This is a genomic window from Sphingomonas sp. Leaf67, from assembly GCF_001421965.1.
GTDB lineage: Bacteria > Pseudomonadota > Alphaproteobacteria > Sphingomonadales > Sphingomonadaceae > Sphingomonas.
Genome location: NZ_LMLP01000021.1, coordinates 465,780 through 480,693, shown reverse-complemented (window position 1 = coordinate 480,693; position 14,914 = coordinate 465,780). Strand labels below are relative to the sequence as shown.

15 protein-coding genes are annotated in these 14,914 nt (G+C 65.5%); 6 read left to right on the top strand and 9 right to left on the bottom strand.

Going from position 1 to position 14,914, the window contains the following annotated elements:
* Nucleotides 1-6: 6 nt before the first annotated feature.
* The 4 genes from ASE90_RS14385 to ASE90_RS14370 form a co-directional block, all read right to left on the bottom strand.
* Nucleotides 7-258 (bottom strand): ribbon-helix-helix domain-containing protein, encoded by a 252-nt coding sequence (locus tag ASE90_RS14385; RefSeq protein WP_056002040.1) that lies wholly within the window; start codon nucleotides 256-258, stop codon nucleotides 7-9.
* Nucleotides 255-2,084: a cobaltochelatase subunit CobT gene (cobT, locus tag ASE90_RS14380; RefSeq protein WP_056002036.1), complete on the bottom strand. Its 1,830-nt coding sequence runs from the start codon at nucleotides 2,082-2,084 to the stop codon at nucleotides 255-257. The genes ASE90_RS14385 and cobT overlap by 4 nt, the downstream gene beginning before the upstream one ends.
* Nucleotides 2,085-2,280: 196 nt before the next feature.
* Complete coding sequence (locus ASE90_RS14375; protein WP_056002033.1) at nucleotides 2,281-4,371, bottom strand: RelA/SpoT family protein; 2,091 nt, start codon at nucleotides 4,369-4,371, stop codon at nucleotides 2,281-2,283.
* A gap of 51 nt (nucleotides 4,372-4,422) precedes the next feature.
* Entirely contained in the window at nucleotides 4,423-4,722 is a 300-nt protein-coding gene (locus tag ASE90_RS14370; protein ID WP_414889316.1) for a CC_3452 family protein, read from the bottom strand.
* Between the two features lie 146 nt (nucleotides 4,723-4,868).
* Here ASE90_RS14370 and ASE90_RS14365 point away from each other — a divergent pair, with 146 nt between their 5' ends.
* Entirely contained in the window at nucleotides 4,869-5,336 is a 468-nt protein-coding gene (locus tag ASE90_RS14365; RefSeq protein ID WP_414889292.1) for a winged helix-turn-helix transcriptional regulator, read from the top strand.
* Between the two features lie 16 nt (nucleotides 5,337-5,352).
* On the opposite strand, the gene ASE90_RS14360 is transcribed toward ASE90_RS14365, so the two are convergent.
* From ASE90_RS14360 to ASE90_RS14350, 3 genes are all read right to left on the bottom strand, one after another.
* Complete coding sequence (locus ASE90_RS14360) at nucleotides 5,353-5,616, bottom strand: DUF2061 domain-containing protein (RefSeq protein WP_056002024.1); 264 nt, start codon at nucleotides 5,614-5,616, stop codon at nucleotides 5,353-5,355.
* A 105-nt stretch (nucleotides 5,617-5,721) separates the two neighbouring features.
* Nucleotides 5,722-6,120, bottom strand: a complete 399-nt coding sequence (locus tag ASE90_RS14355) for an MAPEG family protein (protein WP_056002022.1) — start codon at nucleotides 6,118-6,120, stop codon at nucleotides 5,722-5,724.
* A 168-nt stretch (nucleotides 6,121-6,288) separates the two neighbouring features.
* Nucleotides 6,289-7,500, bottom strand: coding sequence for an LL-diaminopimelate aminotransferase (locus tag ASE90_RS14350; protein WP_056002019.1), 1,212 nt, complete (start codon nucleotides 7,498-7,500; stop codon nucleotides 6,289-6,291).
* A 77-nt stretch (nucleotides 7,501-7,577) separates the two neighbouring features.
* On the opposite strand from ASE90_RS14350, the gene ASE90_RS14345 reads away from it, so the two are divergent.
* The 3 genes from ASE90_RS14345 (at nucleotide 7,578) to clpS (ending at nucleotide 10,725) form a co-directional block, all read left to right on the top strand.
* Nucleotides 7,578-9,323 (top strand): PHA/PHB synthase family protein, encoded by a 1,746-nt coding sequence (locus ASE90_RS14345; protein WP_056002016.1) that lies wholly within the window; start codon nucleotides 7,578-7,580, stop codon nucleotides 9,321-9,323.
* Between the two features lie 118 nt (nucleotides 9,324-9,441).
* Nucleotides 9,442-10,239, top strand: a complete 798-nt coding sequence (locus ASE90_RS14340; RefSeq protein WP_056002368.1) for a phasin family protein — start codon at nucleotides 9,442-9,444, stop codon at nucleotides 10,237-10,239.
* A gap of 135 nt (nucleotides 10,240-10,374) precedes the next feature.
* Entirely contained in the window at nucleotides 10,375-10,725 is a 351-nt protein-coding gene (gene clpS / locus ASE90_RS14335) for an ATP-dependent Clp protease adapter ClpS (protein ID WP_056002365.1), read from the top strand.
* Nucleotides 10,726-10,751: 26 nt separating this feature from the next.
* Here clpS and ASE90_RS14330 read toward each other — a convergent pair whose 3' ends face one another.
* Nucleotides 10,752-11,090 (bottom strand): hypothetical protein, encoded by a 339-nt coding sequence (locus tag ASE90_RS14330; RefSeq protein ID WP_056002013.1) that lies wholly within the window; start codon nucleotides 11,088-11,090, stop codon nucleotides 10,752-10,754.
* A gap of 143 nt (nucleotides 11,091-11,233) precedes the next feature.
* On the opposite strand from ASE90_RS14330, the gene murA reads away from it, so the two are divergent.
* Nucleotides 11,234-12,517 carry a UDP-N-acetylglucosamine 1-carboxyvinyltransferase gene (gene murA, locus ASE90_RS14325; RefSeq protein WP_056002010.1) on the top strand — a complete coding sequence of 428 codons (1,284 nt, stop codon included), beginning with the start codon at nucleotides 11,234-11,236 and terminating at the stop codon, nucleotides 12,515-12,517.
* 107 nt (nucleotides 12,518-12,624) lie between these two features.
* The gene (locus tag ASE90_RS14320) at nucleotides 12,625-13,764 is read left to right on the top strand and encodes an aldose epimerase family protein (RefSeq protein ID WP_056002007.1); all 1,140 of its coding nucleotides are present in this window, start codon (nucleotides 12,625-12,627) and stop codon (nucleotides 13,762-13,764) included.
* 67 nt (nucleotides 13,765-13,831) lie between these two features.
* Here ASE90_RS14320 and ASE90_RS14315 read toward each other — a convergent pair whose 3' ends face one another.
* Nucleotides 13,832-14,785: a cation diffusion facilitator family transporter gene (locus tag ASE90_RS14315; RefSeq protein ID WP_056002004.1), complete on the bottom strand. Its 954-nt coding sequence runs from the start codon at nucleotides 14,783-14,785 to the stop codon at nucleotides 13,832-13,834.
* Nucleotides 14,786-14,914: the final 129 nt, after the last annotated feature.

Here is a 14,914-nt window from a genome sequence, read left to right as displayed (position 1 = left end):
ACAACCTTACCCAGCGCCAACCTCCCCCAACAACCAAGACCGGATCGCGCTCGCGAGGTTGGGTGGATCGTCTCCCTCGATTCGCACCGCGTCGATCGCCGCGACCAGCGCCGATAGCGGCAGCGACCGTCGGGTCGCCGCGGCCTCCAGTGCCGCCCAGAAGCCGGGTTCGAGGCTGATCGAGGTCGCGTGGCCGGCGATCGTGATCGATCGCTTGACCGGCCCGCGAAAGCCGCCGGGCGGGGCGGTCGGCTTCATGGGGTGTCGAAAAGCGACGCCAGCTGCTCGATCATCGTTCCGGCAAGTTGTTCCGCATCCATGATCGTGACGGCGCGGGCATACCAGCGGGTCACGTCATGGCCGATGCCGATCGCGACCAGTTCGACCGGCGACTTGCCCTCGATCCACGCGATCACCTGGCGCAGATGCCGTTCCAGATAGCTGCCCGAATTGACCGACAGCGTCGAATCGTCGACCGGCGCGCCGTCGGAAATGACCATCAGCACCTTGCGGTCCTCGGGCCGCGCCAGCAGGCGGCCATGCGCCCAGAGCAGCGCCTCGCCGTCGATATTTTCCTTCAGCAGCCCTTCGCGCATCATCAGCCCGAGCGACTTCTTGGCACGGCGCCATGGCTCGTCGGCCTGTTTGTAGACGATGTGGCGAATGTCGTTGAGGCGACCGGGCTGGGGCGGGCGTCCGGCGACGAGCCACGATTCGCGGGCCTGGCCGCCCTTCCACGCGCGCGTCGTGAAGCCGAGAATCTCGACCTTCACCCCGACGCGTTCGAGCGTCCGGGCAAGGATGTCGGCGCTGATCGCGGCGATGCCGATCGGGCGGCCGCGCATCGATCCCGAATTGTCGATCAGCAGGGTGACGACGGTATCGCGGAATTCGGTATCGCGCTCGATCTTGTAGCTGAGCGACTGGGCCGGGTTGATGACGACGCGCGCCAGCCGCGCCGCGTCGAGCATCCCTTCCTCCTGATCGAAGTCCCACGACCGCGACTGTTGCGCCATCAACCGGCGTTGCAGCCGGTTGGCGAGTTTGGTCACGACCCCCTGCAACTGCACCAGCTGCTGATCGAGATAGGCGCGCAGCCGTTCGAGTTCGTCAGCCTCGCACAATTCGGTCGCGGCGATCACTTCGTCATATTTGGTGGTGAACGCACGATATTCGAATTGCGCGTTCAGGTCGGCGAAGGGGCGGTTCGGGCGGACCGGCATCATGCCGCCTTCGTCCTCGCCATCGGCCATGTCGTCGCCTTCGGCGTCGATGTCCTCCGACAGGTCGTCGGACTGACCATCGGACTGTTCGTCGCTGCGATCCTCGCCGCGCGCCTCGACCTGACCTTCGCCACCCTGCTGTTCGCCCGAATCGTCGCCATCGTCCTCGGGGGTCTGTTCGTCTTCCCCTTCCGAATCGTCGCCGCCGTCATCGGCCTGTTCGGGTTCGATCTCGCCCTCGACCAGTTCGAGGTCCTCGAGCAGGCGGGTGATGCCGCGCGCAAAGGCGGCCTGATCGGCGACCAGTCCGGCAAGGCTGTCGAGTTGCGCACCGGCGCGCTGCTCGATCCAGTCGGTGATGAGCGCCATGCCCGGTGCGGCGGCGGCGGGCGGGGCACGGCCGGTCAGCCGTTCGCGCACCAGCATCTGCACCGCGGTCGACAGCGGCACTTCTGCGCGGGTACGGGCGCGGGTGATCGGGTCGGAGCGCATGCGCATGGTTAGCGCATGGTCGAGATTGTCGGCGATGCCGTCATACCCGGCCGACCCCAGCGCATCGATCCGCGCCTGTTCGACCGCGTCATAGACGGCGCGCGCGACCGCATCGCCGGGTGCGGTACGGGCGTGGAGCGCGGCATTGTGATGGCGCATACGCAGCGCGAAGCCGTCGGCATGGCCGCGCGCCTCGGCCACCTGATCGGCAGGCAGCGCGCGGGCGGGCATCGGCACCTTGATATGCTTGCCCGACGCGGTCGGCGCGTCGGCGGTGAAGGCCAGTTCGACCTCGGGTTCGTCGGCAATCGCGCGCGACGTGCCGCGCAGGACGTCACGAAACCGGTCGAGCGGGGATTCCTGTGCCATGGCTGTGCTTTGGGGATTGGGGGCGGGGGAGGCAAGGGGGACGGTGCAGTTCCTCCCCGATACGGGGAGGGGGACCGTCCGCGCAGCGGATGGTGGAGGGGGTTGTCGACGAAGCACGACCGTAGTGGAGCAGGACCCCCCCTCCACCAACTGCGCTGGTCCCCCTCCCCGTGCCGGGGAGGAATAGGATTTGGGGTTAGCCGCGTTCCGCCTTGTTCACCGCATCGGCCGCGCGCAGGCCGGCGAGCAGTTTCATCAGGTGCGCCGCGTCGCGGACCTCGACATCGATGGTGTTGGTGTGGAAGGTCGTGTCGCGATTATCGAGCCGTAGCCCGAGGATGTTCGCCCGGTGGCCGCCGATGACGGTCGCCACCGCACCCAGCGCACCGGGTTCGTTCTTCAGCGTCACCGCGATCCGCGCGGTGGCACCCTCGGCATTGTCGCCCCAGGTCAGATCGATCCAGTGATGCGGGTCGATCGCCTCGATCGTCTCGCAGCCGATTTCATGCACCTCGAACCGGCCATCACCGCGGCGGATGCCGATGATGCGGTCGCCCGGCACCGGGTGGCAGCAGGTGGCGAGGTCGTAGCCGACGCCGGCGGTCAGCCCCTTGATCTCGATCGGGGCGCGCTGCGCCGGGATCGGTTCGATCTTCGGGTCGGCAATGGCCCCGGGCATGACCGCCTCCATCACCGCTTCGTCGGTCAGCTTGCCATGCGCCAGCCCTTCGAACAGCGTCGCTTCGTCGGCGATCTTCAGCCGCTTCAGCCCTTCCGCCAGCGCGTCGATGCCGGGCGGGACCGGCAGGCGCGCGATCAGTTCCTGATACAGCCGCTTGCCCAGCGCCGCCGTCTCGTCGCGTTCGCGCAGGCGGATATAGCGGCGGATGGCAGCGCGAGCCTTGCCGGTGATGGCGAAGTTCAACCAGTTGGCCTGCGGACGCTGCGCCTTCGACCGCAGGATCTGGACCTGATCGCCGTTCTTCAGTTCGGTGCGCAGCGGAACGACGCCGCCATTGACCTTCGCGCCCACCGCCTGATCGCCGAGATCGGTATGCACCGCATAGGCGAAGTCGATCGGCGTCGCGCCCTTGGGCAACTGATGCAGTTCGCCCTTGGGCGTGAAGGCGAAGATGCGGTCGGCATACATCGCCATGCGGGTATGTTCGAGCAGTTCCTCGGGGCTCTCGGCATTGTCGAGAATTTCGACGAGGTCGCGAATCCAGCGGACCTGCGTATCGGGGCGCACCGCGTCCTGCTTGTACGCCCAGTGCGCCGCGAGGCCGAACTCAGCCTGCGCATGCATCTCGCGAGTGCGGATCTGCACCTCGATCCGCATGTTTTCGGCATGGATGACGGCGGTGTGCAGCGAACGATAGCCGTTGCGCTTGGGCGTCGAGATATAATCCTTGAACCGTCCCGGCACCATCGGCCAGCGCCGATGGATGATGCCGAGCGCCCGGTAGCATTCCTCCTCGCTGTCGACGATCGCGCGGAACGCGACGATGTCCGACAGTTGTTCGAGGGTGACGTGCCGCTCCGACATCTTGCGCCAGATCGAATAGGGATGCTTGCGCCGGCCCGATACCTCGGCGGTGATGCCGTGGCGGTCGAGCATCGTCTTCAGGTCGCCGCCGATCTTGGCGACGCGGTCGCCGCCGCCTTCCTCCAGTTGTTCGAGGCGGCGGGTGATCGATTCATACGCTTCGGGTTCGATCTCGCGAAATGCCAGCGTCTGCATCTCGTTCATGAACTCGTACATGCCGATCCGCTCGGCGAGTGGTGCGTAGATGTCCATCGTCTCGCGCGCGATCCGCTTGCGCTTCTCGGGCTTCGCGATGTGATGGAGCGTGCGCATATTGTGCAGCCGGTCGGCCAGCTTCACCAGCAGCACGCGAATGTCGTCGGACATCGCCAACAGGAACTTGCGCAGATTCTCGGCGGCGCGCTCGTTCTCGGTCTGCGCCTCGATCTTGCTGAGCTTGGTCACGCCCTCGACCAGTCGGGCGACGTTGACCCCGAACTTGGCCTGGATTTCCTCGTGCGTCGCCACGGTGTCCTCGACCGTGTCGTGCAGGATCGCGGTCGCAATCGTCTCGTCGTCGAGGTGCAGGTCGGTCAGGATGCCGGCCACCTCGATCGGGTGGCTGAAATACGGGTCGCCCGATGCCCGCTTTTGGCTGCCATGCGCGTGCATCGAAAAGACATAGGCGCGGTTCAGCAGCGCCTCGTCCGCGTCCGGGTCGTAGGTCTTGACCCGCTCCACCAATTCATACTGCCGCAGCATGCGATCTAGATGGAGCGGGCCGGGGCGGCTTTGCAACCGTTTTCGCGTCGATCAGGCACCTTTGGCGCGAATGTTGCACTTTGCGAGTTGTTCGGGGGGAAATGGGGTGCCGTTGGCGGTGAAGGCGGCGAGCGGGCCGAGCTGCGCGGCGGCGAGCTGGCACATGGTCAGGTGACTGCCTTCGGCGCGCGGGGTGGCGCAACGCTCGGCAGTGCACTTCCATAGCGTGCTGCGGGTAAGGATCGTGTCGACGGCCGGCGCGGTCGCGGGCACGGCGCTATAGCCGCGGTTCGGCTGTGCTGCGGCGGCGAAGGGCAGGGTCAGCACAGCGGCGGTCAGCAGGGCGAACATCTTCACGGGCAACAGCTCCATCCAGAGATTACGGTGTCCCGCGCCTAATCTACATGAATGTAAGTTGCAAGTTGCGATGTTTGCTGCGGGCGCGAAAGAAGTGCTATTCCTTTGCCCGCCGCCATGCGCTAGAATCGAAGCGGATGATGACCGTCCTTCGAGAACCGCTACGCGACCTTGCCGATCAGTGCAGCCTGCCCGCCGCGCTGGAGGCGATGGGCGAACGCTGGTCGTTCCTGATCCTGCGCGCATCGTTCAACGGGCTGTCGCATTTCGAGGAGTTCCAGTCGGAACTCGGCATCGCCCGAAACATCCTTGCCAATCGTCTGTCGCGGCTGGTCGGGCACGGCATCCTCGAACGGCGCGCGGTCGAGAGCGATCGTCGCAAGATCGACTATCGCCTGACCGAAAAGGGCTATGCGCTGCAACCGACCATGGTCGCGCTGCGGCAATGGGGCGAGCGGTGGGAAACCGGCGTGGCGGCGACGCCGGTACTGGTCGATGCCTGCGACCGTCGCCCGGTGCAGCCGGTCGCGGTGTGCAGCCATGACGGGCGGGTGCTGGGCAAGGGCGATCTGATCTGGTCGCTTGAGGAAGACGTCGTTCGCGACTGACCGGCCTGGCCGGTCGTCAGCTCGTCGGCAGGGTCGTGGCGTCGGTGGTCGCGGCGGGATCGGCGCGATGGCCCCAGCGGACCAGCGACCATGCGCGTTCGTGGAAATAGAACAGCGTGATCTTGGTCAGCACTTCGGTTCCGGCGATCGCCCCGGCCAGCTTCGCCGAGCCGGAGAATAACAGTCCCAGCAGGAAAGTGTCGATCGATCCGACCGTCCGCCACGACACCGCCTTCACGAAGCTGCGCGGATGGCTTTCGAGACCCTTGAACACGAACATGACGCCGACGCTCCAACCGCGGGGGATCGCGGCACGGCGCGAAGCTGCGGCAATCGATCGCAGCGGCGTAGCGAGATTATGTTATGACGGAAGAAGTGGCGCTTTTCACAGCAGCCGGATCAGCATCAGCAACAGCCCCAGCATCGACACGATCCACGCCATGCTGCGCAGATAGGGCACGCCGAACAGGTAGAGCGGGTGATAGATGATGCGCGCCACGAACCACAGGATCGCCCCCGTCGCGCCCAACCCGCCGGTACGGCCGCTGACCGCCAGCGCGAGCGCAAGGCCGATGAAGGCGGGATAGCTTTCCTTGAGATTGTCGAGGGCACGCTGCGCGCGGCCCGCCATAACGCCCTTGGGCGCATTGTCACCGTCGCGGGGGCCGGCATTCCATTGGGTGCCACGTTCCTTCGTCGCGAACTGGCCTTGCAGCAGGATCGCGATGGTCAGCAGCACGACCGACCAGCCGAGCAGGGTGAGTTCGATCGGCAGGTCGTTCATTGGTGCGCTCCGGAAGGGGTGGGTGTATAGCGGTGGACGAGCTGCGGGGTTCCGCCGTCTGCCTTGTCATTCCCGCGCAGGCAGGAACCCCTATGCGTTGAGGCCAGCGAACGACTTGCCGACGTTGCGTCTATGGATTCCCGCCTGCGCGGAATGACGATGCGGGAGTTACCCAGCGTTGCGTCCAGCCGGCGTATTCACCCCCATCGACTGAAGATACTTCTTCACGTTGCGTGCCGCCTGTCGCAGTCGCTGTTCGTTCTCGACCATTGCGATGCGCACATAGCCTTCGCCATTCTCGCCATAGCCGACGCCCGGCGCGACCGCGACCTTGGCCTCGGTCAGCAGCTGCTTGGCGAATTCCAGCGATCCCAGATGCGCCAGCGCCGGCGGTAGCGGTGCCCACGCGAACATCGACGCGCGCGGGGAGGGGATGTCCCAGCCGGCACGGCCGAAGCTTTCGACCAGTACGTCGCGGCGCTTGTGATACAGTTGGCGGTTCTTTTCGACGATATCCTGCGGACCGTTCAGCGCCGCGCAGGCCGCCGCCTGGATCGGGGTGAAGGCGCCGTAATCGAGATAGGACTTCACCCGGGTCATCGCCGCGATCAGCTTCTTGTTGCCCACACCGAAGCCCATCCGCCAGCCGGCCATCGAATAGGTCTTGCTGAGCGACGTGAATTCGATCGCGACGTCCTTCGCGCCCTTGACCTGCAGGATCGAAGGGGTCGGGCAACCGTCATAATAGAGTTCGGAATAGGCGAGGTCGGAGATGATCCACAGCCCATGTTCCTTCGCGAAGGCGACGACGCGTTCGTAGAAGGCGAGGTCGACGACCTCGGCGGTCGGGTTCGACGGGTATCCCATCACCAGCACGCTGGGGCGCGGCACGGTGAATGCCATCGCGCGTTCGAGGCTTTCGAAATAATGTTCGTCGGGCGTGGTCGGCACGGCGCGGATGGTGGCGCCGGCGATGATGAAGCCGAACATATGGATCGGGTAGCTGGGATTGGGCGCGAGGATCACGTCGCCCGGCGCGGTGATCGCGGTGGCGAGGCTGGCGAGACCCTCTTTCGACCCCATCGTCACCACGACTTCGCTGTCGGGATCGACATCGACGCCGAAACGGCGACCGTAATAATTCGCCTGCGCCCGCCGCAGGCCCGGAATGCCGCGCGACTGCGAATAGCCGTGCGCCGATGGCTTGCGCGCGACCTCGACCAGCTTTTCGATGACGTGGTCAGGCGGTGGCAGATCGGGGTTGCCCATGCCGAGGTCGATAATGTCCTCGCCACCGGCACGCGCCGCCGCCCGCATCGCGTTTACTTCCGCAATGACATAGGGGGGCAGGCGTTTCATGCGGTAGAATTCGTCGGACATTCTCGTTCCTTTCGATGCGGTCCTTACGCTACGAAGCCGCTAACCGGTAGAGCGCCCGGGCCGCCATGGAGAGGAAAATGACCGAATCGACCGAGAAGCCGACCGGAACGGCCGATCCGGCCCTGCCGACCATGTCGCTCGAGGAGTTGCAGCACTGGACGCAGATGCTCGGCCGTGCGCAGCAGATGATGCTCGAACAGGGCATTGACCTGATGGAGCGCGTGCCCGCCTTGCCCGACCCGACCAGGATGCTGAAGGTGCAGACCGATTTCTGGACCGATACGATGAAGCTGTGGCAGCGCTTCCTCGACCCCGCCAACGCGACGCCGGTCGACGAATCGCCCGAACGCGCCCGCGACAAGCGGTTCAAGGCCAAGCAATGGCATGACGACCCGGTGTTCGCGTTCATCCGCCAGAGCTATTTCCTGATCGCCGACCACATGCTGAAAGGTGTCGACGCGATCGACGGCGTCGACGCCAAGCAGAAGGAGCAGCTCCGCTTCGCCACGCGCGGGCTGATCGACGCGATGAGCCCGACCAACTTCCCCACGACCAACCCGCTGGTCGTCGAGAAGATCATCGAGACGCGCGGCGAGAACTTGCTGAAGGGCATGCAGAACATGCTGGCCGACATGGCCAGGGGGCAGATGACGCAGAGCGATACCAGCGCGTTCGAGCTGGGCCGCAACGTCGCGATGACACCGGGCAAGGTCATCAAGCGCACGCCGCTCTACGAACTGATCCACTATGCGCCGACCACCGAAAAGGTCGGGGCGATCCCGCTGCTGATCTTCCCGCCATGGATCAACCGTTTCTACATCCTCGACCTGACGCCAGAGAAGAGCTTCATCCGCTGGGCGGTCGAGCAGGGCCTGAGCGTGTTCGTCGTGTCGTGGAAGTCGGCCGATGCGTCGATGAAGGACGTGACGTGGGACGATTATGTCGTGCGCGGGCAGATAGATGCGATCGACACCGTGCGCGCGGCGCTGAACGTCGAATCGGTGCATACCATCGGCTATTGCGTGGCCGGGACCACGCTGGCGGCGACGCTGGCGTTGCTGGAGGCGCGCGGCGAGGCGGCGAAGGTCGCCACCGCCACCTTCTTCACCGCGCAGGTCGATTTCAGCCAGGCCGGCGAATTGTCGCTGTTCGTCGATGACGAGCAGCTGAAGATGATCCGGCAGGTCGGCAAGGACGGCTATCTCGACGGGCGATACATGGCCGCGACGTTCAACCTGTTGCGCGGGCGCGACCTGATCTGGAACTACGTCACCAACAACTATCTGCTCGGCAACGATTATGCGCCGTTCGACCTGCTGCACTGGAACGCCGACGTCACCAATTTGCCGGCGAACTGGCATCTGGGGTATCTGACCGACCTGTACCGCGACAACCGGCTGGTGCAGGCGGGGTCGATGACGGTCGACGGCACGCCGATCGACCTGACGACGATCAAGACCCCGTCTTATATCCAGGCAGGGCGCGAGGATCATATCGCCCCGCCCGAAAGCGTGTGGAAGATGACCGAGCATTTTGCCGGGCCGTTGCGGTTCGTGCTGGCCGGGTCAGGGCACATCGCCGGCGTCGTGAACCCGCCGTCCGCCGGCAAATATCAATATTGGACCAACGACGAACCGGCCGACTCGCTCGCCGCCTTCGTTGCGGGGGCGAAGGAGACCAAGGGCAGCTGGTGGCCGGACTGGCGGCAATGGATTGCGGCGGCGGACGGCGATGCCGTGCCGGCGACCGGGGCGCGCATTCCCGGTGGCGGCAGTGCAGCAGCATTGGGCGACGCGCCGGGCGAATATGTCCGAACCCGATAAGAACATTTGATTTTTCTATCTGTATATTTATGTTGCGGTGCAACAAAATCGTCTTGAAAGCGTCATGCCGATCGACTAGGTGATGCGCCGCAGCAGTAATCAGATGGAGGATGTCCGAGTGGCCATCAGAGGTCCGAAGACCGGCACGCGCAAGCCTGCCATTTCCCGATCCACCCGACCGGCCGCCGTCGCGCCTGTCGAGGCTGCCGCGTCGGAACCGTTCGTGCCGCCCGTCGAACCCGAGCAGGCGGAAATTCCGCCCGTGCCGTTCGTGGCAGCGCCCAAGCCGGCTCCCGTCGAATTGCCTTTCAAGGCCGAAACCGCCGCCGCCGTCATTCCGACGCCGCCGGTCGAGCCGGTCGTGGAAGTCGTCGAAACCGCGGTCGAGACCAGCACGGTCATGGCCGAGGAAACCACCGCGGCGGTCGAGACCGTAACCGCACAAGTCGAGGAAAAGACCATGGACGTCACCAACGAAGCGACCGCCACCGCCCAGAATGCCGCCAACAAGGCGCAGACCATGATGACCGACATGAACGAGAAGACCAAGGCCGCCATGGAAAAGGGCGCCAAGGGCTTTGAGGAAATGAACGAAATGGCCAAGGGCAACATCGAAGCGATGGTCGAAGCCAGCCGCATCGCCGCCAAGGGCCTCGAAACCCTGGGTCAGGAAATGGCCGACTTCGGTCGCAAGTCGTTCGAACACGCGACCTCGACCGCCAAGACGCTCGCGACCGTGAAGTCGCCGGCCGAGTTCATGAAGCTGCAGTCGGATTTCGTCCGCCAGTCGTTCGACTCGTTCGTTGCCGAAGCATCGAAGACCACCGAAATGATGATCAAGCTGGCCGGCGACGCCGCGCAGCCGATCAGCAACCGCGTTGCGGTCGCCGCCGACAAGGTGAAGACCACCGCGTAAGCGGTCGGTTACCTTTACGGACTAACGAAGGGGGCGGTCGCGCGAGCGGTCGCCCCTTTTGTCATTTCCAAATCGGCGCATATGACCACGCACCCCCTTGCCCTGTCCGGCCCGCATGCCATATTTTGTGGCGACATGTCTCGACAGCTTTGCATCCAGATGGCCGGCGACGACCGCGACCATGACGACGACCGCTCGACCGGTCTCGGCGTCGCCACCCAAACCCGCGTCAAGAAGCCTACGCCCTACCGCGTGCTGATGCTGAACGACGATTACACGCCGATGGAATTCGTCGTCCTGTGCCTGCAACGCTTCTTCCGCATGAGCATGGAAGAAGCGACGCGGGTGATGCTGCACGTCCACCAGCGCGGCGTGGGCGTGTGCGGTGTCTTCACCTACGAGGTCGCGGAGACGAAGGTGGCGCAGGTCATGGACTTCGCCCGCCAGAACCAGCACCCGCTGCAGTGCACGCTGGAGAAGGCTTGAGTCCGGCTTCCGCCTGATACCCTTCGTCAGTTCATGCGACTGGTCATCCGGTCGCAAAGCCGAAGATGAATCGCATGGGTGACGACGAGCAACAGCGCCGCCGTTAGCAGGGCGGGCAATACCGACCCGTCCGACCCCGGCGGCTGGGTCTGCACGGGTGCGGTAATCTGGATGGTGATCAGGAGGATCGCCGCCAACACCGGCGTGAACGCCAGCGCGAGGCGGCGCGGCGCGGTCCAGTTCACACGACCCGACAGAGACCATTGCATCGGCAACCTTGCGATCTCGCGGTGTCCCCGATCAAAACGGATCGACATGACGATCAGCGTTGCGAGCGTCAGCAACGTAACGGCGATTCCGGTCACCGATCATCTCCACCATAGTCCCGATGACGAGAGAATGACCCGAACACCGCAGCCAGGCAACGGGCGACATACATCCTCCCCGTGCCGGGGAGGATTGCTGTGCACCTCTTGCACACCCTCGCGTACTCACTAGAAGCTGCCCCATGGATCGTATCGTCATTCGCGGCGGCAATCGCCTGTCGGGCCGCATCGTCATTTCCGGGGCGAAGAACGCCGCACTCACCCTGTTGCCGTGCGCGCTGCTGACCGAAGAGCCGCTGACGCTGCGCAATCTGCCACGGCTGGCCGACGTCGATAGCTTCGGCCATCTGCTCAACCAGTTCGGCGTGTCGACCACGATCGAGGGATCGCACCCCAGCGAATTCGGCCGGGTGATGACGCTGCGTGGCCAGCGGTTGACGTCGACGGTCGCGCCCTATGACATCGTCCGCAAGATGCGCGCGTCGATCCTCGTCCTGGGGCCGCTGGTCGCGCGCGCCGGTGAGGCGACGGTGTCGCTGCCCGGCGGCTGCGCGATCGGCAACCGCCCGATCGACCTGCATCTGAAGGCGCTGGAGGCACTGGGCGCCGAAATCGAGCTGGCGGCGGGCTATGTGAAGGCGACCGCGCCCGGGGGGCGGTTGCCGGGCGGACGCTATCGTTTCCCGGTGGTGTCGGTCGGCGCGACCGAGAATGCGGTGATGGCGGCGGTGCTGGCGAAGGGCACCAGCATCCTCGAAAACGCGGCGCGCGAACCGGAGATCGTCGACCTGTGCCGCTGCCTCGTCGCGATGGGGGCGAGCATCGACGGCATCGGCAGCGACACGCTGACCATCGAGGGGCGCGACAAGCTGCATGGCGCGACCTATGCGGTGATGCCCGACCGGATCGAAGCGGGCAGCTATGCCTGTGCCGCCGCGATCACCGGTGGCGCGGTCGAGCTGGCCAATGTCGTCGCCAGCGACATGCGCGCGACGATCGACGCGCTGGTCGAGGCGGGCGTGGCGGTGCGCGAGGAAGCGACCTCGCTGTTCGTCGAGGCGAGCGGCGACATCCGCCCGATCAACCTGTCGACCGCACCCTATCCGGGGTTCGCCACCGACATGCAGGCGCAGTTCATGGCGCTGCTGGCCCGCGCCGACGGTGCCAGCGTGCTGACCGAAACGATCTTCGAAAACCGCTATATGCACGTGCCCGAACTGGCGCGGATGGGCGCGGACATCACCGTCACCGGCCGATCGGCGGTGGTGCGCGGGGTCGCCGGGCTGGTCGGTGCGCCGGTAATGGCGACCGACCTGCGCGCGTCGATGAGCCTCATCATCGCCGGGCTTGCGGCGGAGGGTGAGACGTCGGTCAGCCGCGTCTATCACCTCGATCGCGGCTATGAGCGGCTTGAGGAAAAACTGCAGGCGGTGGGTGCCGATATCGAGCGCCTTGGCGACGGCTGAGCGTTGACCCGCTCCCCGCTTGAACAAGCCGTTATTGTCTGACTATACCCCTCCCGATGAACCGGACGCGGCGCGATAGCCCCGCCGGTGGCTTTGGGAGGGTGACGATGAAAAAGGCGATTTCGGTCAGTGCGTTGGCGGTAGCGACGCTGTGGTGTGCAGGCACCGCCAACGCGGCAACGGCCAAACGGTCGAGCTTCGGCAAGTTGCCCGACGGTACCGCGGTCGAGGTGGTGACGCTGACCGGCAGCAACGGCGTCAGCGCCCGGATCATGACGCTGGGCGCGACGTTGCAGGCGCTCAACGCCCCCGATCGTCAAGGCAAGGTCGCCGACGTCACGCTCGGCTATGACGATGCCGCCAGCTATGTCACCGCGCCCAATTACTGGGGCCAGACGATCGGCCGCTATGCCAACCGCATCGCCGGCGGCAAGTTCACGCTCGACGGCAAGGCGTATCAGCTGACCCAGAACGACAAGGCCAATTCGCTGCACGGCGGCACGGTCGGCTTCGACAAGCGCGTGTGGCGGATCGTGGCGGTCAAGGACGGCCCGAGCGCGTCGGTGACGATGACGCTGAACAGTCCGGCGGGGGATCAGGGCTATCCCGGCACGCTCGACGTGACGGTGACCTATGCGCTCGACGACAAGGGCGCGCTGACCATCGATTTCGATGCGAAGAGCGATGCGCCGACCATCGTCAACCTGACCAACCACGCGCTGTTCGACATGGGTGGCGAGGGCAGCGCCCTTGGCACGATGACCCACAAGCTGACCATCCCGGCCAGCCGCTATACCCCGGTCAACGACGCGCTGATCCCGACCGGCGAACGTCGCCCGGTCGCGGGCACGGTGTTCGACTTCACCCGCGGGCGGATCGTCGGACAGGATGTCCGCGACGGCCGCGATCCGCAGATCGTCGCCGGGCGCGGCTATGACCATAATTTCGTGCTCGACGCCGGGATCACCCGCGAACCCAAGCTCGCCGCGCGCCTCGAAGATCCGGCGTCGGGCCGCGTGCTCGAAGTGCTGACGACCGAACCGGGCGTGCAATTCTATTCGGGCAATTTCATCGTCGGGACGCTGATCGGCAAGAACCGTCATGTCTATCGCATGGGCGACGGCATCGCCCTCGAACCGCAGAAATTCCCTGATACGCCGAACCAGCCGGCGTTCGGATCGGCACGGGTCGAACCGGGCAAGCCGTACCACCACCGCATGGTCTATCGTGTGTCGGTGGCGCGGTAAGTTTCACTAGGGGAAATCGTATCCCCGCCTGCGCGGGGATACGCTTATGGGGCGCAGACCATAGCCTTCAATGTGCGTGGGTCAGCGCGCAATCGTCGCCAGCCTCGACCTGCACGGTCGCATGGCCGATGCCGAACGCCTGCTCCAGCCGTCCCGACAGGTCGGTCAGGAACGCGTCCCCCGGATGCCCGTCTGGCATCACCAGATGCGCGGTCAGCGCGGTTTCGGTCGTGCTCATCGGCCAGATGTGCAGGTCGTGCACCCGCGCCACGCCGGGCAGGCCGGCCAGCAGCGCCTCGACCGCAACCGCATCGATCCCGCGCGGCACCGCCTGTAGCGCGAGGAGCAGCGATTCGCTCAGCAGACTCCACGTCCCGATCAGGATGATCGCGACGACCGCGAGACTGACGACCGGATCGATCCATCCCGCCCCGGTCCACAGGATCGCCAGCCCGGCGATCACCACCCCCGCCGACACCGCTGCATCGGCCGCCATGTGTAGATACGCGCCCCGGATATTGACGTCGCCATGCCGCCCGCGCGCGAACAGCAGCGCCGTGGCAAGGTTGACGACGATCCCGGTCAGCGCGACCCAGACGATCGGCCAGCCATCGATCGGGCGCGGATTGCCCAGCCGCTGGATCGTTTCGAGCAGGATCGCCCCGACCGCGATCAGCAGCACCAGCGCGTTGGCGAGCGCGGCAAGGATCGTGGACGCGCCGAGGCCATAGGTGAACCGCCTCGACGCCGGTCGCTTGGCCAGTTCGACCCCGCCCCACGCGATCAGCAGCCCCAGCACGTCCGACAGATTGTGCCCGGCATCGGCAAGCAGCGCCATCGAATCGAACCAGAAACCCGCCGCCCCTTCGATCAGAACGAAGCCGATGTTGAGCAGCGTTCCGATCGCGAAGGCGCGGCCGAAGTCGGCCGGTGCGTGCGAATGTCCGTGATGCCCGTGCGACCCGTGCTGCTGATGGTCGTGCCCGGAATGATCGCCATGGTCGTGATGATGAATGCCCATGGTCCGCTTCTGACAGGTGGGTCGCGGAGTGACCAGATGCGATACGGTTCGTGGCCGCAACCGGGGGCGGCGGGGACGACGGACATGGGCCACAGGCTGGCATCGATCGCAGCCTGTTGCCGGCGAACG

Excerpts from the sequence above, each read along its gene's own strand:
- ASE90_RS14315 (WP_056002004.1), bottom strand. The coding sequence starts at position 14,785 with ATGGGCATTCATCATCACGACCATGGCGATCATTCCGGGCACGACCAT.
- ASE90_RS14360 (WP_056002024.1), bottom strand. The coding sequence starts at position 5,616 with ATGTTCGTGTTCAAGGGTCTCGAAAGCCATCCGCGCAGCTTCGTGAAG.
- ASE90_RS14375 (WP_056002033.1), bottom strand. The coding sequence starts at position 4,371 with ATGCTGCGGCAGTATGAATTGGTGGAGCGGGTCAAGACCTACGACCCG.
- clpS (WP_056002365.1), top strand. The coding sequence starts at position 10,375 with ATGTCTCGACAGCTTTGCATCCAGATGGCCGGCGACGACCGCGACCAT.
- ASE90_RS14355 (WP_056002022.1), bottom strand. The coding sequence starts at position 6,120 with ATGAACGACCTGCCGATCGAACTCACCCTGCTCGGCTGGTCGGTCGTG.
- cobT (WP_056002036.1), bottom strand. The coding sequence starts at position 2,084 with ATGGCACAGGAATCCCCGCTCGACCGGTTTCGTGACGTCCTGCGCGGC.
- murA (WP_056002010.1), top strand. The coding sequence starts at position 11,234 with ATGGATCGTATCGTCATTCGCGGCGGCAATCGCCTGTCGGGCCGCATC.
- ASE90_RS14320 (WP_056002007.1), top strand. The coding sequence starts at position 12,625 with ATGAAAAAGGCGATTTCGGTCAGTGCGTTGGCGGTAGCGACGCTGTGG.
- ASE90_RS14365 (WP_414889292.1), top strand. The coding sequence starts at position 4,869 with ATGACCGTCCTTCGAGAACCGCTACGCGACCTTGCCGATCAGTGCAGC.
- ASE90_RS14385 (WP_056002040.1), bottom strand. The coding sequence starts at position 258 with ATGAAGCCGACCGCCCCGCCCGGCGGCTTTCGCGGGCCGGTCAAGCGA.
- ASE90_RS14370 (WP_414889316.1), bottom strand. The coding sequence starts at position 4,722 with ATGTTCGCCCTGCTGACCGCCGCTGTGCTGACCCTGCCCTTCGCCGCC.
- ASE90_RS14345 (WP_056002016.1), top strand. The coding sequence starts at position 7,578 with ATGACCGAATCGACCGAGAAGCCGACCGGAACGGCCGATCCGGCCCTG.
- ASE90_RS14350 (WP_056002019.1), bottom strand. The coding sequence starts at position 7,500 with ATGTCCGACGAATTCTACCGCATGAAACGCCTGCCCCCCTATGTCATT.